Raw genomic sequence first — 22,330 nt, 5'->3', positions numbered from 1 at the left:
GAGAGACTTACACCGCATCTCTGTACCCTGCGAAAGGCTACCCTGTGCTCGAATTGCCCGTGTGGTTCGAAGTCGGCTCACTTGTCGTCCTCGGCCTGATCCTCCTGATCGACCTTCTTTTGGTGGTCCGGCGTCCCCATGAACCTTCCATGAAGGAAGCCGGACTGTGGGTAGCGTTTTATGTCAGCCTCGCCCTGGTGTTCGCCGGCGCCATGTTCGCCTTCACCGGCCCTGAGTACGGCGGCCAGTTCGTCGCCGGCTGGGTGACGGAATACAGCCTCAGCATCGACAACCTGTTTGTCTTCATCATTATCATGGCCCGCTTCTCCGTGCCCCGGAAGTACCAGCAGGAAGTGCTGATGGTGGGCATCATCATCGCCCTGATCCTGCGCGGCATCTTCATCCTGCTCGGCGCCATCGTCATTGAGCAGTTCAGCTGGGTGTTCTACATCTTCGGCGCGTTCCTGCTGTGGACTGCCTGGAAGCAGGCCCAGGACGAGGGCGAAGACGAAGAAGACCGGGAAAACCCGCTCATCGCGAAGATCCGCAAGGTCTTCCCCATGTCGGAGAACTTCGACGGCAACAAGCTGCGCACCACCGTGGATGGCAAGAGGGTATTCACCCCGATGCTGATCGTGTTTATCACCATCGGCCTGACGGACCTGCTCTTCGCCGTCGACTCCATCCCCGCAATCTTCGGCCTCACCCAGAGCCCGTTCATCGTGTTCACGGCCAACCTGTTTGCCCTGATGGGCCTGCGCCAGCTGTACTTCCTGCTTGGTGGCCTGATGAACCGCCTGATCTACCTGAAGCACGCGCTGTCCTTCATCCTGGCCTTCATCGGGGTCAAGCTGGTCCTTCATGCGATGCACGTGAACGAACTGCCGTTCATCAACGGCGGGCAGCACATCGAATGGGCTCCCGAAATCCCCACGTTCGTATCCCTGGCAGTGATCGTTGGCACCATCGTGATCGCCGTGATCGCCAGCCTGGTCAGCTCCAAGGCCAAGGAAGCGCACCTGGACCCCCGCCTCGAAGACGACATCCGGAAGAGCCACAGCGACGCCGAGTAGCCCTTTCCTCCCGATACCAGCAAGCAATCCCGGCCGCCGTGCGGCCGGGATTGCCTGCTTTAAACCGTTCCTGCTGCGCGGCGCGGCGAGGACTATGCTCGGTGCATGGGTCCAATCCTGATGACGGAACAAGGGGTGCGCCAGGTGCAGCGGCGCACTGTGGCGCTGCTGGGCACGGCCCAGGTTTTCGGCGGCATTGGTACCGGCGCCACGGTGTCCATCGGATCGATCCTCGCGGTCGAGCTGTCAGGGTCCAGCGCCTGGGCGGGTGCCGTGGCCACAGTAATGACGCTGGGCGCGGCGCTGGCAGCACTGCCTCTGGCCGCCCTGGCAGACCGCCGGGGACGCCGGATCGGGCAGGTAGCCGGGCTGTCCGCGGCACTGGCGGGTGCTGTGCTGATGGTGCTCGCGGTGGTGTCCGGCCTCTTCGTGCTGCTGGTGCTGGGGGCCGCCGGCATCGGAGTGGGCAGCGCTGCCAGCCTGCAGGCGCGCTTCGCCGCGGTGGACCTTGCCGACCCCGACCACCGCGGCCTGGCCCTGTCAACGGTGGTCTGGGCGGTCACCATCGGCGCCGTCACCGGACCCAACCTGATCCAGCCCGGCACCGTGGTGGGCCAGGCGCTGGGTCTTCCACCCGTTGCCGGGCCCTTCGTGATTTCCGGTGCCGGCCTGCTCCTGGCAGCCGTTCTGCTCTTTGTTGGGCTTCGGCCGGACCCGTTGCTGCTCGCCAGGGAACTCGCCGCCCAGCGGGCGCGTGAGGGTCTGCAGGCCGCGCAGGCCGTGGAGCTGCCGGCGGCGCCGCGGGTGGACGGCCGTTCAGGTAGCGGCCCTGCCGGACAGGGCGCGCACGACGGCGGGACGCTCGCCCGGGGCCTGCGCGCCATCCGCGGCTCCCGGACCGCGCTCCTGGCCGTGGCCGCCGTCGTCGGAGCCCACGCCGTGATGGTGGGCGTGATGTCCATGACGCCCCTGCACCTGCAGGAACTGGTGGAGGGCCCGGGCGCCAGCCATGCAGGCCACACGGCGTCCGGCGACGTACTGGTGATCATCGGGTTCACCATCTCGCTGCACATCGCCGGGATGTTCGCCCTGTCGCCCGTGATGGGCTGGCTGACGGACAAAGCGGGCAGGGCCCAGACCATCATGATCGGTTTCACCCTGCTGATGACGGCCGTGGCTGTCGCCGGGTTCGGCCAGGCATCCACCGCCGCCGTGGCGGTGGGCCTGGTCCTGCTGGGCCTGGGCTGGTCCGCGGCCACCGTGTCCGGCTCCACGCTGCTGGCCGAAAGCGTGGCGCAGCAGTCGCGGGTTGCGGTGCAGGGCGTTTCCGACATGCTGATGGGTGCTGCCGGCGCCGTGGGCGGGGCAGTGTCCGGCCTGGTCCTCAGCTGGATTGGCTACCTGGGGCTCAACCTCCTGGGAGGTGCCTTGGGCGCAGCTGTCCTGGCCGCGGCGTTCCTGACCGTCATGGCCGGGCGGCGGCAGTCAGCGGCCGCCTGAGCGTGCCATGCCCAGGAGCCGGGCGAAGATCACTTCCCCGTCGTCGGCGATGCCGTCGTGGTGGAAGTCCCCGGACTCCCACACCTGCAGCCCGCGGACGGCGGACGCCGTTTCCAGGGACAGCTTCCGGTCCACATAGATATCGTCCGAGTAGACGGCGGCGGCCACGGGAACCGTGTTGGCTGCCAGCTGCCCGCGGTCGTAGAGCTGTTTCCAGTCCTCTTTGGCGGCCAGCAGTTCCGCCACCTCCCGGAGGGGCTGAAGGGCCGGGTCCTGCTCGAAATACCAGGGATAGACCATTTCGCCGGTCAGGAGCAGCGGCTCAGCGTCAGGCTTGAACTCCGGATACTCGTCCAGGACGCGCCAGGCCGCCCACCCGGTGGCCTGCCCCTGGCCGTAGATGGACTCGTGCATCAGCGCGTAGAGGGGATTGGAACGGCGGGACACGATGCCCTGCACCTGGTCCAGGAAGGCGTCGGAAAGCCGTGGGCCTGCGGCGGTTTCCGTGAAGGCATCCTCCAGCAGGTGGTGCAGGCTGTCCACCCTGGTGTTGCCGCCGAGGAAAGCCCCCACCATCTGGAAGCGCTCCACGGTGAGCGGACCGCCGTCGGGCAGGTATTCCGGGGTGTGCCGCAGGTGGCTGGCAATCCGCTCAACGGCGGCACGGTCCTCCGGGTACCAGGCGAAGTATTCGGCGTTCCGGGCGGCCACGCGCTGGAATGTGGCGCGGTAGACGTCGTCGGCCGGGCCGGCCAGGGGCGCAAGGCCGCCGGTGACCAGTACTTCCCGAAGGCCCTGCGGGGCAAAGGACAGGTAGGTCAGGGCACAAAAGCCGCCGTAGCTCTGTCCGTACACCGTCCACGGGTCCGCCCCCAGGGCTTCCCGGACCAGCTCGGCGTCGGCCACGATGGAATCGGCCCGGAAGTGTTCCAGGTACGCGGCCTGGGCCGCGGCCGGTCCGCGCAGCGGAAGCGTGCTGCGGTCAATGGGCGAGGAGAGGCCGGTGCCCCGCTGGTCCAGCATCAGGATTCGGAAGTCCCTGGCGGCCGCCTTGCTCCAGCCGCCCAGGGATCCGAACCTGTTGCCGCGCCCGCCCGGGCCGCCCTGGAGGAAAAGCAGCCACGGAAGCTCGGAGGCCTGTTCCTCGGAGTGCGCGGCCGAGACGTACTCGCGGGCAAAAACGGTGATGGTTTCGCCATCGGGGAAGCCGCCGAAGTGGTCCAGTGGCACCCTGAAGAAGTGTTCAGCGGTGCGCATGCCACGGAACTCGTGCCGTGCCCTTACCTCGTGCTGGACCCGGACCGCCGGGCTGGCCGGAGCCGGCATCCGTGCGTCAGCCATTGGCGCGGGCCGGGACGGCACTGCCGAACTGTTCGAGCGCCTGGCCGGTGAGCCGGAACGTGGACCAGCCGTCCATGGGCCTGGCACCAAGGCTGCGGTAGAAGTTGATGGAGGGCTCGTTCCAGTCCAGGACGCTCCATTCCACCCTGGCGTATCCGTTGTCTACTGCGGTGGCGGCAAGGTGCTGGAGCAGCGCCTTGCCGTGCCCTTCGCCGCGGGCCTCCGGGCTGACGTAGAGGTCCTCCAGGTAGATCCCGTGGACGCCTTCCCAGGTGGAATAGTTCAGGAACCAGAGGGCGAAACCCTGGACTTCCCCTGCCTGGTTTTCGGCCATGGCTGCGAACACGCGCGGGTTCTCGCCGAACAGCACTTCCTGGAGCATTTCCGGTGTGTTCCGGACGGCGTCCGGCTCCTTCTCGTAGTGCGCCAGTTCGTGGATCATCCGAAGGATCGCGGGTACGTCTTGCCGGGTTGCGGGGCGGATTACACTCATTGTTCGAGCTTACCGTCAGGTTCCAGCGCTGGCGTGTGACCGCTCAGAGCCGGTTGACGTCCGTCACCTTGATCACGGCGGTGCCCGTCTCGTCGGAGGCGGCCAGGTCAACCTCGGCGGAAATTCCCCAGTCGTGGTTGCCGGCCGGATCCTCGAAGATCTGCCGGACCTTCCACTGGTCCCGTTCCTCGGTGATGATGAGCAGTGCCGGTCCGCGGGCATCAGGGCCGGTTCCGATGTCATCGTGTTCATCGAAGTAGTCGTCCAGGGCGTCTTCCCAGCGCTCGGCGTTCCAGCCTGCGGCGCCGTCGAGTTCGCCCAGCGCTGCCGCGTCCTCGTCAGCAAAGAGTTCCACGCGGCGGAACATCTCGTTGCGGACCATCACCCTGAAGGCGCGGATGTTGGACGTGAGCGACGGCGGGGGAGGCGGGGGAGCGTCATGCGGTGTGGGCGCCAGGCCGGACGCAAGTTCCTCCCATTCGTCCAGGAGGCTGGAGTCCACCTGCCGGACCAGTTCGCCGAGCCACGCGACGAGGTCCTCCAGGTCATCGCGGAGCATGTCCTGCGGCACAGTCTGGCGGAGGGCCTTGAAGGCGTCCGCGAGGTACCGCAGGACGATGCCCTCCGAACGGGCCAGTCCGTAGAACTGGACGAACTCGCCGAAGTTCATGGCGCGCTCGTACATGTCCCGGACCACGGACTTGGGCGCCAGCTCGAAGTCGCCCACCCAGGGCGCCGCCTTCCGGTACACCTCGAAGGCTTCGCCCAGGATTTCCGCCAGGGGCTGGGGGTAGGTGACGCTGTCCAGCATGGCCATCCGCTGGTCGTAGTCGATGCCGTCCGCCTTCATGGCCGCCACCGCTTCGCCGCGGGCCTTCTTCTGCTGGGCGGAGAGGATCTGGCGCGGTTTCTCCAGGGTCGCCTCGATCACGGACACCACGTCCAGTGCGTACGACGGCGACTCCGGATCCAGTAGTTCCAGTGCGGCAAGTGCGAAGGGGGACAGCGGCTGGTTGAGTGCGAAGTTCGGCTGGAGGTGCACGGTCAGCCGGACCGTGCGGCCATCCGCTCCCTGCTCATCGGCTGGGATCCGTTCCACGACTTCCGCCGCGAGCAACTCCCGGTAAATGCCCAGAGCCTTCTTCATGAGCTGCAGCTGGGAGGACCGGGACTCGTGGTTTTCGGTCAGCAGGCGGCGGGCAGCGGCAAACGGGTCGCCGGGCCGCTCCATCAGGTTCATCAGTATTGCGTGGGTCACGGTGAAACTCGATGTCAACGGGTCCGGCGCCGATTCGACGAGCCGTTTGAACGTTGGTTCGCCCCAGCTCACGAAGCCCTCCGGCGGCTTCTTTTTGACCACCTGGCGGAGCTTCTTCTGGTCGTCACCGAACTTGGCGACGGCCTTGGCCATGGCCTTCACATTTTCGGTCACGTGCTCGGGCGCCTGGACCACCACGGTCCCTGCGGTGTCGTACCCGGCCCGGCCTGCCCTGCCCGCAATCTGGTGGAACTCACGGGAGTTAAGCAGGCGGGTGCGGACGCCGTCGTACTTGCTCAGGGCGGTCAGCAGGACGGTGCGGATGGGCACGTTAATGCCCACCCCCAGCGTGTCAGTGCCGCAAATGACCTTCAAAAGTCCCGCCTGGGCGAGCTGTTCCACCAGACGGCGGTACTTCGGCAACATCCCCGCGTGGTGCACACCGATGCCGTGGCGGACCAGCCGGTTCAGTGTCTTGCCGAAGCCGGCCGCGAACCGGAAGTTCGCAATCAGCTCCGCGATCGCGTCCTTCTCCTCGCGGGTGCAGACGTTGATGCTCATCAGGGTCTGGGCGCGGTCGATCGCTTCGATCTGGCTGAAGTGCACCACATACACCGGCACCTGCTTGGTGGAAAGCAGTTCCTCCAGGGTCTCGTGGACCGGCGTCTCGTGGTAGTAGTAATGCAGCGGAATGGGCCGCTCCGCGGAGCTCACCGTGGTGGTGGGCCGCCCGGTCAGATGCGTCAGGCCTTCCTCGAACCGGCTGACGTCGCCGAGCGTGGCAGACATCAGGAGGAACTGTGCCTGCGGGAGCTCCAGCAGGGGCACCTGCCAGGCCCAGCCGCGCTGCGGGTCGGAGTAGAAATGGAACTCGTCCATGATGACGGTTCCCAGTTCCGCGGCCGCCCCTTCGCGGAGTGCGGTGTTGGCCAGGATCTCCGCCGTGCAGCAGATGATGGGCGCATCCTGGTTAACGCCGGAATCCCCCGTGATCATCCCCACGTTTTCAGCACCGAAAATGTCGCACAGGGCAAAAAACTTCTCGGAGACCAGCGCCTTGATGGGCGCAGTGTAATAACTGCGGCGGCCCTGGGCCATCGCCTGGAAGTGGGCGGCGATGGCCACCAGGGACTTCCCGGACCCGGTGGGCGTCGCCAAAATGACGTTGGCCCCGGTTGCCAGCTCCATGATTGCCTCGTCCTGCGCCGGATACAGGGCCAGTCCCCGGCTTTCTGTCCACTCCACAAACCGGGTGTAGAGGTCATCGGGGTCGACGCCGGCAGGCAGGCTGGGGGCGGAAATCTGGGTCAGCTGATCAACGAGTTTCATTGATTTCCAGCTTAGTGCCCGGCCGGGCCCGGGATTCCGCCGGGCCCGGGTTAGGCTTCGCCCGTAGACGTGACGGCTTCAAGACGTGGAGATGGACATGGAATGGGATCCGGCGAAATACGTCCAGTTCGGCGATTACCGGGACCGGCCCTTTTTCGACCTGACGGGGAGGGTCCACGCGGACCGTCCGGTACAGGTGGTGGACCTTGGCTGCGGACCGGGAAACCTGACAGCGACGCTGGCGGAGCGCTGGCCCTCCGCGGACGTGGTGGGGGTCGACTCCTCTGCCGAGATGCTGTCCAAAGCGGCGGCGCTGACCGGGGCAGGCGGGGGCCTGCGATTCGAGCAGGCTGACATCGCCGGCTGGAAGCCCTCCACGGAGACTGATGTGGTGGTGAGCAATGCCGCCCTCCAGTGGGTGCCGGGCCACCAGGAGATGATGCGTGCGTGGCTGGATGCCCTCCGGCCAGGCGCCTGGTTCGCCCTGCAGGTTCCCGGGAACTTCAACGCCCCGTCCCACGCACTGATGCGCGGGCTGGCCGCCTCTGCGACGTGGGAGCCACAACTTGGCGGCGTCCTGCGAGGCGGGGAGTCGGTGGGCGAGCCTGCGGACTACCTGCGTATCCTGCTCGACGCCGGGTATGCAGCCGATGCCTGGGAGACCACCTACCAGCAGGTCCTGCCGGGCAGGGACGCTGTCCTGGAGTGGGTCCGCGGCACGGCGCTGCGCCCCGTCCTGGCTGCCCTGTCCGCGCCCGATGCTGCCGAGTTCGAGGCGGAGTACGCAGCGGCGCTCCGGGAGGCCTACCCGCAGACCGGGCATGGCACGGTGTATCCCTTCCGCAGGGTTTTTGCCGTGGGCCGCAAGAACCCGTGACCAGGATCCAGCCGTATGAGTACCTCGACAATGCAGTCACGTGGTGTGACAACAGCAGAAAGTGATCTGGCTTACAATAACGGGGTGGCTGATGGGGGAGAGGCTACCGCCGGCTGCCCCCTCGGCTGACTGACCTGAGTGGAGGTACGTTGCTGATCGGACTAATGAGGCGGCTGCTCGGGGCCCACAAAGCCCCTGTGGTTGCCATCGTTGTTCTCCAGTTGGTCCAGGCGGCCGCCACGCTGATGCTGCCTACGGTCAACGCCGCGATCATCGACGACGGGATCGTGGCCGGGAACAATGCGGTCATCACCCGCCTGGGCGCCGTCATGGCGGCCGTGGCCGTCGTCCAGGCAGCGGCTGCCATAGCGGCAGGCTACCTCGCGGCCGTGGTGGCAATGAGGATCGGACACCAGCTTCGGGGCGAAATCTTTACCAAAATCCAGTCACTGTCCTCGCAGGAAGTGGCAGCCTTCGGCACCCAGAGCCTTACCACCCGGGCCACCAACGACACCCAGCAGATCCAGGCCTTCTCCGTGCTGGTGTTCACCATGCTGGTAGCGGGACCGGCAATGGGCCTGGGCGGCATCGTCCTTGCCCTCCAGCAGGACGTGGCACTGTCTGCGGTGGTGATCGTCATCGTGCCGGTGCTCCTGCTGATCATGTACCTCATCGTGCGGCGCCTCATTCCCCTCTACCGGGAGGGCCAGGACCTCCTGGACCGCGCTGGGGGCATCCTCCGCGAACAGATCATGGGAGCCAATGTCATCCGTGCCTTCGTCCGCCAGGACCACGAGGTCCGGCGCTTCGCCCGGACCAACAGCAGCCTGACGGCCAACAATCTCCAGTCAGCCCTCCTGGTGGCAGGAATGCTGCCGCTGATCATGCTCGTGGTGAACCTCTCGTCCGTGGCCGTTGTGTGGTTGGGCGGCCACCGGATCCAGGCGGGCCTCATGAACATTGGGGCGCTGGCCGCTTTCATCGCCTATATCCTGCAAATCCTGCTGGCCATCATGATGGCGATGTACGTCCTCATGACGGCGCCGCGGGCGGCAGTCTGCGCGGAGCGTATCGGAGCGGTCCTCACCACTGAACCTTCGGTACGCGATCCGCAGGACACCGGAGCCGGGCTACGGACGGCGGGCAGCGGCTTCCTGCAGGACGCCCGAGGGGTTGTGAAGTTCAATCGGGTGGGTTTTTCCTATCCCGGCGCGGAAGAGCCAGTCCTGGCGGAGATCACCTTCACTGCCGGGCCGGGAACCACCACGGCCATCGTGGGCTCTACAGGCAGTGGTAAGTCCACGCTGCTCAACCTGATTCCCCGGTTCCTCGATTCCACGGCAGGAACCATCAGCCTGGATGGTGTGGACATCAAGGACCTGCCGCTGGACACGCTGCGCGCAGCCATGTCGATAGTTCCCCAGCACTCCCACCTGTTTTCGGGCACCATTGCCGACAACCTCCGGATGGCCGCGCCGAATGCCACGGATGAAGAGTTATGGGACGCCCTCGAGGCGGCACAGACCATGCGGTTCATGCGTGAGCTGCCGCTGGGGCTTGCCACGCCCGTGGGCCAGGGCGGAACGAATCTTTCCGGCGGCCAGCGCCAGCGGCTGTGCATCACGCGGGCCCTTCTCCGCAAGAGTCCGCTTTACCTGTTCGACGACAGCTTCTCGGCCCTCGACTACGACACCGATACCAGGCTGCGGCAGGCGCTGGCAGCCCGGCTCGCTGGCGCCACGGTCATTGTGGTGGCGGAACGGATCTCCGCCGTCGAGAACGCGGACCTTATTTTGGTCCTCGACGGCGGTCAGCTGGTGGCGCAGGGTACGCACCTGGAGCTGCTGGAAGGTTCGTCAACCTACCGGGAGATTGCAGACTCGCAGCTGGCACTGGACGGACCGGCATGACGCCGCCGGCTGCAGCTCCCGGAGCGGCTGAAAAGTTCTGGCCTTCGGCCAGACGGCTCCTGGGCCGGCTGCGGCCGTTCAGGCGTTTCATGCTCGGCGCCGTGGCGGCCACGTGCGCCTTCGCGGGACTCAACGTGGCGGCGCCGAAATACCTGGGCGACGCCACGGACGTGGTGGTGGAAGGGGTGTTCCAGGGAGCTTTGGACCACGGGCGGCTTGGATTCCTGCTGGCCGGCGTTTCCCTGATGTATGTCCTTGCTTCACTGTTCAACTGGATCCAGGGCGCGCTGACGGCCCGTTCCGTCCAGGGGCTCATGTACGGCCTGCGGGCTGCTCTGGAGGACAAGCTGCACCGGCTGCCGTCCGCCTATTTCCGGGAACGGTCCCGGGGCGACGTCCTGAGCCGTGCGACGAACGACATCGACAATATTGCCCAGGCCATGAACCAGCTCCTGACGCAGCTGATCATGTCCGTCCTGATGCTGTGCGGGTCCCTGGCCATGATGCTCTGGATCTCGCCCCTGCTCGCAGCGATCGCCATTGCCACCGTGCCGCTGTCCACCCTGATCACCGTTCTCGTGGCCCGCCGTTCGCAGGCACACTTCGCAGGGCAGTGGACGGAGACCGGCGAGCTCAATGCGCACGTCGAGGAGTTTGTCTCAGGACACGAGGTCATCAAGGCCTTTGGGCACCAGGCCCAGGCCGCAGAGACCTTCGGCCGGAGCAATGACAGGCTTGCGCGCGCAGCCACGAAAGCCCAGTACTCGGCCGGTATGGTGCAGCCACTGATGGTGCTGATCTCCAACCTCAACTACATCGCCGTGGCCGTGGTGGGTGCCCTCCAGGTCATCGCCGGCGCCATGACTATCGGCGGGATCCAGGCCTTCATCCAGTTCAGCAGGCTCTTTACCCAGCCAGTGGGACAGATCGGCGGCATGCTGAACCTTATCCAGTCCTGCGTGGCCTCCGCGGCGCGCGTTTTTGCCCTCCTTGATACGGAGGAGGATCCCCCGGATCCCCCGGAACCCGCGGAGGCCAAAGCGGTACCGCCAGGCGGACGCATCGAGTTCAATGACGTCACCTTCGGCTACCCGGAATCTGCCCCGGCAGTACACAACCTCTCCTTTTCCGTGGAGCCCGGCCAGACGGTGGCCATCGTGGGGCATACAGGGGCGGGCAAGACCACCGTAGTGAACCTCCTGATGCGGTTCTACGAGCCCGGCTCCGGCCGGATAACCATGGGCGGGACGGACATTGCCGCCATGTCCCGGGACCGGCTCCGGGAGCAGTTCGGGGTAGTGCTGCAGGATGCGTGGCTCTTCGCGGGCACCATCCGGGAAAACATTGCCTACGGACGGCCGGGGGCTACGGAAAGCTGCATTACCGCGGCGGCAGAGGCCAGTTACGTGGACAGGTTCGTTAGGGCGCTGCCCTGCGGTTACGGCACAGTCCTTGAAAACGGTGGTGAGCCCCTGAGCCAGGGCCAGCGGCAACTGCTGACCATCGCCCGCGCGCAACTGGCGGGCAGGGCGGTCCTGATCCTGGACGAAGCCACCAGTACTGTTGACTCCAGGACCGAGCTCCTGATCCGCCAGGCCATGCAGCGCCTGCGGCAGGGCAGGACCAGCTTCGTCATAGCCCACCGTTTGTCCACCATCCGCAACGCTGATCTAATTCTGGTCATGGACCATGGACGCATCGTTGAACAGGGCACGCACCACAGCCTCCTGGCTGCCAACAGCTACTATGCCCGGCTGCACAACGCCCAGTTCTCCGCGGGCCCGGGCCGGACCGACGCACTCGAGGCTGGCATTTGACGCCGGCAGCAGGCTTTCCCGGAACGTGGAGGCCCAACACCGCCAGCACCGTGGCGTTATTCGAGCAGCTCCGGTTGCACGTCATCCACCTGGCGGACAACGGATCCCTGCCGCCCGGAACCAGGCTGCCCGCGGTCAGGGCGTTGGCCGAGGTCCTTGACGTTGCTCCGCACACGGTGGCCCGGGCCTATAAAGAGCTTGAGGCGGCCGGAGTGGTGGCCACCCGCGGCAGGAACGGTACGGTGGTATGCGCACGTGATGAACGTCTCGGCGGGCTTTCCGCCGCGGCCGCAACCTACGCAGCTGCAGCCAAGGCGCAGGGCGCCACGTTCGCCGAGGCAGTGAAGCTGCTGGCTGCTGCCTACGATGTTCCCTGAGGGCGGAACCGTGCAAGTTCGAAGAAGTTTTCGATTAGCATTATGGGGTGCCTAAAGCCGTAGCTGAAGAAACCTCCGCCCCCTCCACTGCATTATCTGTCCCCCCTGCGGCTGCCCCGCAGCGCCCGGACCTTTCCCGCCTTGTGGTGAAGGGCGCCCGCGAGCACAACCTCCGCAACGTGGACCTCGATCTGCCCCGGGACGCGATGATCGTCTTCACCGGGCTCTCCGGATCCGGGAAGTCCTCCCTTGCTTTCGACACCATCTTCGCGGAGGGCCAGCGGCGCTACGTCGAATCGCTGTCCGCCTACGCCCGCCAGTTCCTGGGCCAGGTGGACAAGCCCGACGTCGACTTCATCGAAGGCTTGTCGCCGGCAGTCTCCATCGACCAGAAGTCCACCAGCAAGAACCCCCGGTCCACAGTGGGCACCATCACCGAAATTTACGACTACATGCGCCTGCTCTGGGCCCGTGTAGGCCGTCCGCACTGTCCTGTGTGCGGCGAGCCCGTGGCCAAGCAGACGCCCCAGCAGATCGTGGACCAGCTGCTGGAGCTTGACGAGGGCACGCGCTTCCAGGTGCTTGCTCCCGTGGTGCGCGGACGCAAGGGCGAGTTTGTCGATCTTTTCAAGGAACTGACCGCCAAGGGCTACTCACGCGCACGAGTGGACGGAAACCTGGTGCAGCTGAGCGATCCGCCCAAGCTGGGCAAGCAGTTCAAGCACACCATCGAGGTGGTGGTGGACCGCCTGGTGGTCAAGGAAGGCATCAGCCAGCGGCTCACGGACTCCATCGAGACGGCCCTGGGCCTGGCCGAGGGCCGCGTCGTGGCAGAGTTCGTGGACCTTGAGGCGGACGATCCCGGCCGGCTGCGCGCTTTCTCGGAAAACCTGGCCTGCCCCAACGAACACCCCCTTGCCATCGACGAGATCGAGCCGCGCTCCTTCTCGTTCAACAACCCCTTCGGCGCCTGCGCGGCCTGCAGCGGCATCGGCACAAAGCTGGAAGTGGACGAGGAACTGATCGTTCCCAACCCGGAACTCTCCCTGGGCGAGGGCGCCATTGCACCGTGGTCGCTGGGCACGGCCACCACGGAATACTGGAACAGGCTGCTTGAGGGCCTGGCCAAGGAGCTCGGCTTCTCCATGGACACCCCGTGGGAGAAACTGGGCAAGGACGTGCGCCAGACTGTCCTGCACGGCAAGGACCACAACGTGGTGGTGCAGTACCGGAACCGGTTTGGCCGGGAACGCAAGTACAGCACCGGTTTCGAAGGCGCCATCCAGTACGTCCACCGCAAGCACGGCGAGACGGACTCGGACTGGGCCCGCGACCGCTACGAAGAGTACATGCGGCAGGTTCCCTGCCCTGCCTGCAACGGTGCCCGCCTCAACCCGGCATCGTTGTCCGTGCTGATCAACGGCAAGTCGATTGCCGATGTCGCCGCCCTTCCCATGCGCGACTGCGCCGACTTCCTGAACAACCTGGTGCTGACCGGGCGCGAAGCGCAGATCGCCCACCAGGTGCTCAAGGAGATCCAGGCGCGCCTGACGTTCCTCCTGGACGTTGGCCTTGAATACCTGAACCTGGAACGTCCGTCCGCGACGCTTTCCGGCGGGGAGGCGCAGCGCATCCGCCTGGCCACCCAGATCGGTTCCGGCCTGGTGGGAGTCCTCTATGTGCTGGACGAGCCGTCCATCGGCCTGCACCAGCGCGACAACCGGCGGCTGATTGACACCCTCACCAGGCTGCGGGACATGGGCAACACGCTCATCGTTGTTGAACACGACGAGGACACCATCCATGTTGCGGACTGGATTGTGGACATCGGACCCGGTGCGGGGGAGCACGGCGGCCAGGTGGTCCACTCCGGCTCCTACGAGGAGCTGCTGGAGAACACTGCGTCACTGACCGGCGACTACCTGTCCGGGCGCAAGAAGATCGAAGTCCCCAAGAAGCGCCGCAAGTATGACAAGAAGCGCGAGCTGAAGGTTGTGGGTGCGCGCGAGAACAACCTCGTGAACGTGGACGCAGCCTTCCCGCTGGGCCTCTTCACTGCTGTTACCGGGGTGAGCGGCTCGGGCAAGTCCACCCTGGTCAACGAGATCCTGTACAAGGTCCTGGCCAACAAGCTCAACGGCGCCAAGCAGGTGGCCGGGCGGCACAAGACTGTCCAGGGCCTGGAACACCTGGACAAGGTTGTCCACGTGGACCAGAGCCCCATCGGCCGCACCCCGCGCTCCAACCCCGCCACGTACACGGGCGTCTTCGACAACATCCGGAAACTCTTTGCCGAAACCACCGAAGCCAAGGTGCGCGGCTACCTCCCGGGCAGGTTCTCGTTCAACGTCAAGGGCGGCCGCTGCGAGGCCTGCTCCGGTGACGGCACCCTGAAGATCGAGATGAACTTCCTGCCGGACGTCTACGTCCCGTGCGAGGTATGCCACGGTGCGCGCTACAACCGGGAAACCCTTGAGGTGCATTACAAGGGCAAGACCATCGCGGACGTCCTGAACATGCCCATTGAGGAGGGGGCGGAGTTCTTCGCTGCCTTCTCGCCCATTGCCCGGCACCTCAACACGCTGGTGGACGTGGGGCTGGGCTATGTCCGGCTGGGCCAGCCCGCCACCACGCTGTCCGGTGGCGAGGCCCAGCGCGTCAAGTTGGCCGCGGAGCTGCAGAAGCGCTCCAACGGACGGAGTGTATACGTCCTGGACGAGCCCACCACCGGGCTCCACTTCGAGGACATCCGCAAGCTGCTGATGGTCCTGCAGGGGCTGGTGGACAAGGGCAACACCGTGATCACCATCGAACACAACCTGGACGTCATCAAGAGCGCGGACTGGATCGTGGACCTCGGACCTGACGGCGGCTCCGGCGGTGGCCAGGTGGTTGCGTCGGGAACACCTGAGCAGCTTGCCAAGTCCACCGCCAGCCACACTGCTGCATTCCTGGCTGAAATCCTGGAGTAGGACCGCACAAGTATTCCGTTCCGCGTATGCGAGTTTCAGGCATGAGTGCTGACATGAGAAACTAACCCGGTGACTCAAACAACAGTGCCCGTGATCTTTGACCTGGACGGCACTCTTGTCGATCCGGCCGGTGGGATAACAGACGGAATTGCCTCGGCACTGCGTGCCGTGGGGCTGCCGGTTCCAGGCCAGGACCTGCTCCACTCGATGATCGGGCCGAAGCTCAGTGATGCCCTGCTGAACGTGGCACAGGTGCCGGCGGACCTGCTGGATGAAGTCATCCGCCTCTACCGCGAGTACTACGTTGCCACCGGGATCGCGCAGAGCCGGATTTACCCGGGCGTCCGCGAAGTCCTGGAGTCCTTTGCCGCAGCAGGGCTGCCGGTGGCTGTTGCCACCCAGAAACCGCAGCGCCTGGCCCGCACGGTACTGGAGCATCACGGCGTGGACGGGCTTTTCCACGGCATCCACGGTTCCGCGGATGACGAGAGCGCCGTGCAGGGGATTCCGCTGGGCAAAACCGAAATCATCGCCGCCGCACTCAAGGACCTGGACACGCAGCATGCGGTGATGGTGGGGGACCGGGCCCAGGACGTTTCCGGTGCCATCGCCAACGGCCTGGACTGCATCGGGGTGTCATGGGGATTCGCCCCGGACGGCGAACTGGAAGAGGCAGGTGCCGTGGCGATCGTGGACACCGCGGAAGGCCTTGAGGAGCTGATCGGACGGATGCAGGCTGTTCACGCGGCCGCCATGAGCGGGGTGACCAACGATGGCAATGTTTGATGCCGTACGCTGGACCACCCGCAGCCTGATCTCAGGCACATGCCGGCCCACCGTCGTCGGACTTGAAAACGTCCCAACCGACGGGCCGTTCATCGTGGCCCCCAACCACCTCTCATTCTTCGACAGCGTCATTGTCCAGGCATTGATGCCGCGTCCCGTCGCTTTCTTCGCGAAAGCCGAATACTTCACCACCGGGGGCGTCAAGGGCAGGGTCATGAAGGCCTTCTTCGAATCCGTCGGTTCAATCCCCGTGGAACGGGGCGAGCAGGCAGCCAGCGTGCAGGCGCTCAAGACGCTGCTGGACATCCTGGAATCCGGGAAAGGCATCGGCATCTACCCGGAAGGCACTCGCTCCCGGGACGGCATCCTCTACCGCGGCCGCACCGGCGTTGGCTGGCTTGCCCTGACTACCGGGGCGCCGGTCATACCCGTTGGCCTGATCGGAACCGAGAACCTCCAGCGCGCGGGCGAAAGCGGCGTGCGGCCCCAGCATTTCACCATGAAGGTGGGGGAGCCGCTGTACTTCGACAAGACGGGCCCCGACCATTCGCTGCCGGCCCGGCGCGAAGTGACTGACCGCATCATGGACGCAATCGCCGAACTCAGCGGCCAGGAACGGTCCACCAGCTACAACCAGAGCAAAACCGTGGAATAAGTCCTGCCCGCCGCCGGGCCGTTGTCCGCGGCCGGACACCCGCCTCAGTAGACTGTATAGGTGGCAAATCCAGCAAGTTACAGGCCGAAGACGGGTGAAATTCCCACCAACCCCGGGGTGTACCGGTTCCGCGACCAGCACGGCCGGGTGATCTACGTGGGGAAGGCGAAAAGCCTGCGCTCCCGCCTGAACTCCTACTTTGCCAACCCCGCCGGGCTGCTGCCCAAGACCTACGCCATGGTCCATGCGGCCAGCAGCGTCGAGTGGACCGTGGTGGGCAGCGAGCTTGAGTCGCTGCAGCTGGAGTACACCTGGATCAAGGAATTCAAGCCGCGCTTCAACGTCGTCTTCCGGGACGATAAAACCTACCCCTACCTGGCCGTGACCCTGAACGAGAAGTATCCGCGCGTCCAGGTGATGCGCGGCGACAAACGGAAGGGCACCCGCTACTTCGGCCCCTACACCGCCGGTGCCATCCGCGAAACCATGGACACCCTGCTCCGCGTCTTTCCGGTGCGGAGCTGCAGCGCGGGTGTGTTCAAGCGCGCGGAAGCCAGCGGCCGGCCCTGCCTCCTGGGCTACATCGACAAGTGTTCAGCCCCCTGCGTGGGCCGGATTTCCCCGCCGGACCACCGTGCCCTGGCCGAGGACTTCTGCGCCTTCATGGGCGGGGAAGCCAAGCGCTTCATCGTCAAGCTGGAAAAGCAGATGGCCGAAGCCGTGGCCGAGCTTGACTATGAGCGCGCCGCCCGGGTCCGCGATGACATCACCGCCCTGCGCAAGGTCTTTGAACGCAACGCCGTTGTGCTCGCAGACGAGACCGACGCCGATATCTTCGCGCTGCACGAGGACGAACTCGAAGCCGCCGTCCAGGTGTTCCACGTCCGCGGCGGCCGGATCCGCGGCCAGCGTGGCTGGGTGGTTGAAAAGGTGGAGGATTCCACCACTCCGGACCTTGTGGAGCATCTGCTGCAGCAGGTTTACGGTGAAGACGGCGACAGCCACGGAAGGCTTCCCCGCGAGGTACTGGTGCCCGTCACCCCAAGCAACGCCGACGAGCTGGCGCAATGGCTCAGCGGACTCCGGGGTGCCAAGGTTGATATCCGCGTGCCGCAGCGGGGGGACAAGGCCACATTGCTGTCCACGGTGAGGGAGAACGCCGAACACGCCCTGAAACTGCACAAGACCCGGCGCGCCGGGGACCTGACCGTGAGGTCCCAGGCGCTCCAGGAACTGCAGGAGGCGCTGGACCTTCCAGTCCCGCTCCTGCGGATCGAATGCTTCGACGTCTCGCACGTGCAGGGCACCAACGTGGTGGCCTCAATGGTGGTGGTGGAGGACGGACTGCCCAAGAAATCCGACTACCGGAAGTTCTCGGTCACCGGACCCGCCGCGGCGGACGACACCGCGGCCATGCACGACGTGCTGACGCGCCGGTTCCGCCACTATCTCCAGGACAAGTCGGCGCAGGTGGATGAGGCCGCCCTGGCCGGTGCCGCTAACGGGCCTGACCTGGGGCAGGACCCGGCCCAGGACCCGGCCCAGGACCCGGCACAGGGCCAGGACAGCTCCCTGGACACCACCACGCCGGCACCGCGGGCGAAGTTCGCCTATCCGCCCAACCTGGTGGTGGTGGACGGCGGCAAGCCCCAGGTCAACGCTGCAGCCCGCGCCCTCGCGGACCTGGGCATCGTGGACGTCTACGTGGTGGGCCTGGCCAAGCGCCTGGAGGAAGTGTGGCTGCCGGACAGCGACTTCCCGGTGATCCTGCCCAGGACATCGCAGGGGCTGTACCTGCTGCAGCGGATCCGGGACGAGGCGCACCGTTTCGCCATTTCCTTCCACCGGCAAAAGCGGGGGAAAGCGATGACCGTCTCCGCACTGGACGGGGTGCCGGGCCTCGGCGCGTCCAAGCGCAAGGCACTGCTGGCGCACTTCGGCTCGGTCAAGGGCGTCAAGGCAGCCTCGGCCGCGGAGCTGTCGCAGGCGAAAGGCATCGGGCCGGCCCTGGCCAGCGCGATCGTCAACCACTTCGCGCCGGACGGTCCCGGCGCGGCACCGGTGCCGGCCATCAATATGACCACCGGCGAAGTGATCGAAACTTAGCGGAGTTCCCTGAAACTTGGCTAGGGTAAAGAACGGGGTTTCCGCCAACGCGGCAGCCTGCGGGACAACAACAGAAACGGGGCGGACTTAATGGCAGACACGACGGCGGAATCCGGAGCCGGGGAGGACGGGCTGCAGCCCGTCAAGCCCCTCGAAGCGGAGCTGCTGGTGGTCACCGGAATGTCCGGAGCCGGGCGGAGCACAGCCGCTGACGCCCTCGAGGACCACGGCTGGTACGTCGTGGAAAACCTGCCGCCGCAGATGCTGGGTACCCTGGCGGAGCTGGTGTCCCACGCCCCGCAGTCCATTCCGCGGCTCGCAGTGGTCATCGACGTCCGCAGCAAGGGCCTGTTCGCGGATATCCGCGCCGCGCTGGGAGCCCTGGCCGCCAGCGGTGTCACCTTCCGCGTGCTCTTCCTCGATGCCAGCGACAACGTCCTGGTCCGAAGGTTCGAACAGGGCCGCCGGCCGCACCCGCTGCAGGGCGGCGGCCGGATCCTGGACGGAATCGCTGCCGAACGTGAGCTGCTGCAGGAACTCCGCGACAGCTCCGACGTCGTGCTGGATACCTCCGGCTACAACGTGCACGGCCTGGCCACCGCCATCACCGAACTGTTCAGCGAAACCGGCCCCGTAGCCCTGCGCCTGAACGTCATGAGCTTCGGGTTCAAGTACGGCCTGCCCGTGGACGCCAACTATGTGGCCGATGTCCGGTTCATCCCCAACCCTCACTGGGTGCCGCAACTGCGCCCACATACCGGCCTGGACAAGGATGTCAGCGATTACGTGCTTGAGGCCGAGGGCGTCAAGAATTTCGTGGACCGCTACGTCATGGCCCTGGAGCCTGTCCTGGACGGTTACCGCCGAGAAAACAAGCACTACGCCACCATCGCGGTGGGCTGCACGGGCGGGAAGCACCGCTCGGTGGCGGTCGCCGTCGAGCTTTCCAAGAAGCTGGCGCAGTACCCAAGGGTCACGGTGACCACCACCCACCGGGATCTGGGCCGGGAGTAATGTCGCTGTTCACCGGCGCCCTGCCTCTGGTCCCGCCCGCGGGGTCCGCAGCGGGCCAGCATGACAAGGGGCCCAACGTTGTTGCCCTGGGCGGCGGCCACGGCCTGTCCGCCTCGCTCTCTGCCCTGCGCCTGCTCACCTCCGACCTGACGGCCGTGGTGACAGTAGCGGACGACGGCGGATCCTCCGGGCGCCTGCGCGAAGAGTACGGCGTCCTTCCGCCCGGCGACCTGCGGATGGCGCTGTCCGCCCTGTGCGACGACACCGACTGGGGACGCACCTGGCGGGACGTCATGCAGCACCGCTTCCGTCCCGGCAGGGGCCCGGGCGGATCCCTGGACGAACATGCCATGGGAAACCTCCTTATTGTGACCCTTTGGGAGCTATTGGGCGACGCCGTAGCCGGGCTCAGGTGGGCAGGCGCACTGCTGGGGGCACGCGGCCAGGTATTGCCCATGTCCACCGTGCCGCTCACCATCGAGGGGGATGTGCGCGTCAACGCCCCGGACGGCGGCACCGCCCTCCAGACCATCCGGGGACAGGCCCGCTGTGCCGTGGCAGGGTCCCTGGAGCAGGTGCGGCTCCTGCCCGAGGCAGCCCCGGCCTGCGTCGAAGCCCTGACGGCCATCGAGCTCGCGGACTGGGTGATCCTTGGCCCCGGCTCCTGGTACACCTCCGTGCTGCCGCACCTCCTCCTGCCCGAGATGCGCCAGGCACTGTGCCAGACACCGGCCAAGCGCTGCCTGACCATGAACCTGGCCACGGACACGAAGGAAACAACGGGCATGACCGCCGCCGACCACCTGGACGTGCTGCGGCGCTACGCTCCCGGGTTCAGCGTGGACGTGGTCCTTGCCGATCCCGCCTCCGTCCCGGACCGGCAGGAGTTCGAGAAAGCCGCCGCGATGATCGGCGCCGAGGTGGTCTTGGGTAAAGTAGGGGCGTCGGGCCGCCGTCCCGTCCACGACCCCTTGCGTCTGGCGACGGCGTACCAGGACATTTTTGGGAACAGTTAGGAAGGTGCCATGGCACTGACAGCATCGGTCAAAGAAGAACTGTCCCGTCTGGACATCAAAAAGTCATCAGTGCGCAAAGCCGAGGTTTCCGCCATGCTCCGTTTTGCGGGCGGGCTGCACATCATCTCCGGGCGCATCGTCATCGAGGCGGAAGTGGACCTCGCCTCCACGGCGCGCCGCCTGCGGGCCGCGATCGCCGAAGTCTACGGACACCAGAGCGAAATCATCGTGGTCTCCGCCGGGGGACTGCGCCGGGCCAGCCGCTACGTGGTCCGGGTGGTCCGCGACGGCGAGGCGCTGGCACGCCAGACTGGCCTCCTCGACGGCCGCGGCCGTCCCGTGCGCGGGCTGCCGTCCGCCGTCGTCAACGGTTCCGCCGCTGACGCCGAAGCCGTCTGGCGCGGCGCCTTCCTGGCGCACGGTTCGCTGACGGAACCCGGACGTTCCTCCTCCCTTGAGGTCACCTGCCCGGGGCCGGAGTCCGCACTGGCGCTGGTGGGCGCCGCACGCCGGCTGGATATCCAGGCGAAGGCCCGCGAAGTCCGCGGCGTGGACCGGGTGGTCATCCGCGACGGCGACACCATCGCCGCCCTCCTTACCCGGATGGGTGCCCACGATGCGCTGATGGTGTGGGAGGAACGGCGGATGCGCAAGGAAGTCCGCGCCACCGCCAACCGCCTGGCCAACTTCGACGACGCCAACCTGCGCCGCTCCGCCCAGGCGGCCGTGGCGGCGGGCGCCCGCGTGGACAGGGCCCTTGAGATCCTTGGCGACGACGTTCCGGACCACCTGAAGTACGCCGGCGAACTCCGGGTGGCGCACAAGCAGGCCAGCCTGGATGAGTTGGGACGCCTCGCGGACCCGGTCATGACCAAGGACGCCATTGCCGGCCGGATCCGCCGGCTGCTGGCCATGGCGGACAAGCGCGCCCTCGACCTCGGCATCCCGGGGACTGACGCCAATGTGACGCCTGAAATGCTGGACGAGTGACAGCCCCATAGAATCAAAAAGGATTCCGGGCGCCAGCCGCCCGGATGCATAATCCGAGAGTTACCAACCGGACCGAATGTCCACGATATTGGAGGATTTTGTGACCGAGTACGTATTGCCCGAACTCAGCTACGATTACGCCGCCCTGGAGCCGCACATTTCCGCGCGCATCATGGAGCTGCACCACAGCAAGCACCACGCAGCCTACGTGGCCGGCGCCAACAACGCCCTGGCCCAGCTGGCGGAAGCCCGGGAGAAGGGCGACTTCGCCAACATCAACCGGCTCTCCAAGGACCTCGCATTCCACACCGGCGGGCACGTCAACCACTCGGTGTTCTGGAACAACCTTTCCCCGGACGGCGGCGACAAGCCCGAGGGTGAACTCGCAGCCGCCATCGATGACGCGTTCGGTTCCTTCGACGCCTTCCGTGCCCAGTTCTCCGCGGCTGCACTTGGCCTGCAGGGTTCAGGTTGGGGCTTCCTGGCCTACGAGCCCATCGGCGGCAACCTGGTCATCGAGCAGCTCTACGACCAGCAGGGCAACGTTGCGCTCGGCACCACCCCGCTGCTGATGCTGGACATGTGGGAGCACGCCTTCTACCTGGACTACGTCAACGTGAAGGCGGACTACGTCAAGGCGTTCTGGAACATCGTCAACTGGGCCGACGTCGCAAAGCGCTTCGAGGCTGCCCGCACCAGCGCCACGGGTCTCATCACCCTGCCGTAGTGAGGTGCACCGCACCACGGTGTAACAAACTTCACAATCCGGACATATAAAGGCCGGGATGTGGACGGTCCGCCCCCGCACTTGCGGGG

17 protein-coding genes are annotated in these 22,330 nt (G+C 66.1%); 14 read left to right on the top strand and 3 right to left on the bottom strand.

The window, feature by feature from the left end; all coding sequences use genetic code 11:
* The first annotated feature begins 44 nt into the window (after nucleotides 1-44).
* Nucleotides 45-1,073: a TerC family protein gene (locus IEX33_RS10235; protein WP_188729831.1), complete on the top strand. Its 1,029-nt coding sequence runs from the start codon at nucleotides 45-47 to the stop codon at nucleotides 1,071-1,073.
* A 105-nt stretch (nucleotides 1,074-1,178) separates the two neighbouring features.
* Complete coding sequence (locus IEX33_RS10230) at nucleotides 1,179-2,573, top strand: MFS transporter (protein ID WP_188729828.1); 1,395 nt, start codon at nucleotides 1,179-1,181, stop codon at nucleotides 2,571-2,573.
* On the opposite strand, the gene IEX33_RS10225 is transcribed toward IEX33_RS10230, so the two are convergent.
* From IEX33_RS10225 to IEX33_RS10215, 3 genes are read right to left on the bottom strand one after another with little or no spacing between them, the layout of a single operon-like run.
* The gene (locus IEX33_RS10225; protein ID WP_188729827.1) at nucleotides 2,559-3,914 is read right to left on the bottom strand and encodes an alpha/beta fold hydrolase; all 1,356 of its coding nucleotides are present in this window, start codon (nucleotides 3,912-3,914) and stop codon (nucleotides 2,559-2,561) included. The genes IEX33_RS10230 and IEX33_RS10225 overlap by 15 nt on opposite strands.
* Entirely contained in the window at nucleotides 3,907-4,407 is a 501-nt protein-coding gene (locus IEX33_RS10220; RefSeq protein ID WP_188729824.1) for a GNAT family N-acetyltransferase, read from the bottom strand. The genes IEX33_RS10225 and IEX33_RS10220 overlap by 8 nt, the downstream gene beginning before the upstream one ends.
* A gap of 43 nt (nucleotides 4,408-4,450) precedes the next feature.
* A complete protein-coding gene (locus IEX33_RS10215) occupies nucleotides 4,451-6,994 on the bottom strand; it encodes a DEAD/DEAH box helicase (protein WP_188729822.1) in 2,544 nt (847 codons plus the stop codon).
* A gap of 97 nt (nucleotides 6,995-7,091) precedes the next feature.
* Between IEX33_RS10215 and IEX33_RS10210 the strand changes: the two genes are divergently transcribed.
* The 12 genes from IEX33_RS10210 (at nucleotide 7,092) to IEX33_RS10155 (ending at nucleotide 22,241) form a co-directional block, all read left to right on the top strand.
* Nucleotides 7,092-7,871: a trans-aconitate 2-methyltransferase gene (locus tag IEX33_RS10210; protein WP_188729820.1), complete on the top strand. Its 780-nt coding sequence runs from the start codon at nucleotides 7,092-7,094 to the stop codon at nucleotides 7,869-7,871.
* Nucleotides 7,872-8,035: 164 nt separating this feature from the next.
* Entirely contained in the window at nucleotides 8,036-9,781 is a 1,746-nt protein-coding gene (locus tag IEX33_RS10205) for an ABC transporter ATP-binding protein (protein ID WP_188730147.1), read from the top strand.
* Nucleotides 9,778-11,598 (top strand): ABC transporter ATP-binding protein, encoded by a 1,821-nt coding sequence (locus IEX33_RS10200; protein WP_229675319.1) that lies wholly within the window; start codon nucleotides 9,778-9,780, stop codon nucleotides 11,596-11,598. The genes IEX33_RS10205 and IEX33_RS10200 overlap by 4 nt, the downstream gene beginning before the upstream one ends.
* The gene (locus tag IEX33_RS10195) at nucleotides 11,595-11,975 is read left to right on the top strand and encodes a GntR family transcriptional regulator (RefSeq protein WP_188729819.1); all 381 of its coding nucleotides are present in this window, start codon (nucleotides 11,595-11,597) and stop codon (nucleotides 11,973-11,975) included. Before IEX33_RS10200 ends, IEX33_RS10195 begins: the two co-directional genes overlap by 4 nt.
* A gap of 47 nt (nucleotides 11,976-12,022) precedes the next feature.
* Nucleotides 12,023-14,947, top strand: a complete 2,925-nt coding sequence (gene uvrA, locus IEX33_RS10190) for an excinuclease ABC subunit UvrA (protein WP_188729817.1) — start codon at nucleotides 12,023-12,025, stop codon at nucleotides 14,945-14,947.
* Nucleotides 14,948-15,016: 69 nt separating this feature from the next.
* Nucleotides 15,017-15,733, top strand: a complete 717-nt coding sequence (locus IEX33_RS10185) for an HAD hydrolase-like protein (protein ID WP_188729815.1) — start codon at nucleotides 15,017-15,019, stop codon at nucleotides 15,731-15,733.
* The gene (locus IEX33_RS10180) at nucleotides 15,720-16,388 is read left to right on the top strand and encodes a lysophospholipid acyltransferase family protein (RefSeq protein WP_188729813.1); all 669 of its coding nucleotides are present in this window, start codon (nucleotides 15,720-15,722) and stop codon (nucleotides 16,386-16,388) included. Before IEX33_RS10185 ends, IEX33_RS10180 begins: the two co-directional genes overlap by 14 nt.
* Nucleotides 16,389-16,448: 60 nt before the next feature.
* Nucleotides 16,449-18,494, top strand: a complete 2,046-nt coding sequence (gene uvrC, locus IEX33_RS10175) for an excinuclease ABC subunit UvrC (protein ID WP_188729811.1) — start codon at nucleotides 16,449-16,451, stop codon at nucleotides 18,492-18,494.
* A gap of 90 nt (nucleotides 18,495-18,584) precedes the next feature.
* Complete coding sequence (rapZ, locus tag IEX33_RS10170) at nucleotides 18,585-19,508, top strand: RNase adapter RapZ (RefSeq protein WP_104187314.1); 924 nt, start codon at nucleotides 18,585-18,587, stop codon at nucleotides 19,506-19,508.
* The gene (locus IEX33_RS10165) at nucleotides 19,508-20,524 is read left to right on the top strand and encodes a gluconeogenesis factor YvcK family protein (protein ID WP_104187311.1); all 1,017 of its coding nucleotides are present in this window, start codon (nucleotides 19,508-19,510) and stop codon (nucleotides 20,522-20,524) included. Before rapZ ends, IEX33_RS10165 begins: the two co-directional genes overlap by 1 nt.
* A gap of 9 nt (nucleotides 20,525-20,533) precedes the next feature.
* Nucleotides 20,534-21,514, top strand: a complete 981-nt coding sequence (gene whiA, locus IEX33_RS10160) for a DNA-binding protein WhiA (RefSeq protein ID WP_015937022.1) — start codon at nucleotides 20,534-20,536, stop codon at nucleotides 21,512-21,514.
* Between the two features lie 100 nt (nucleotides 21,515-21,614).
* A complete protein-coding gene (locus IEX33_RS10155) occupies nucleotides 21,615-22,241 on the top strand; it encodes a superoxide dismutase (protein WP_066280635.1) in 627 nt (208 codons plus the stop codon).
* Nucleotides 22,242-22,330: the final 89 nt, after the last annotated feature.

This window comes from Pseudarthrobacter scleromae, assembly GCF_014644515.1.
Lineage (GTDB): Bacteria > Actinomycetota > Actinomycetes > Actinomycetales > Micrococcaceae > Arthrobacter > Arthrobacter scleromae.
This window is presented reverse-complemented; position numbering and strand designations above follow the sequence as displayed.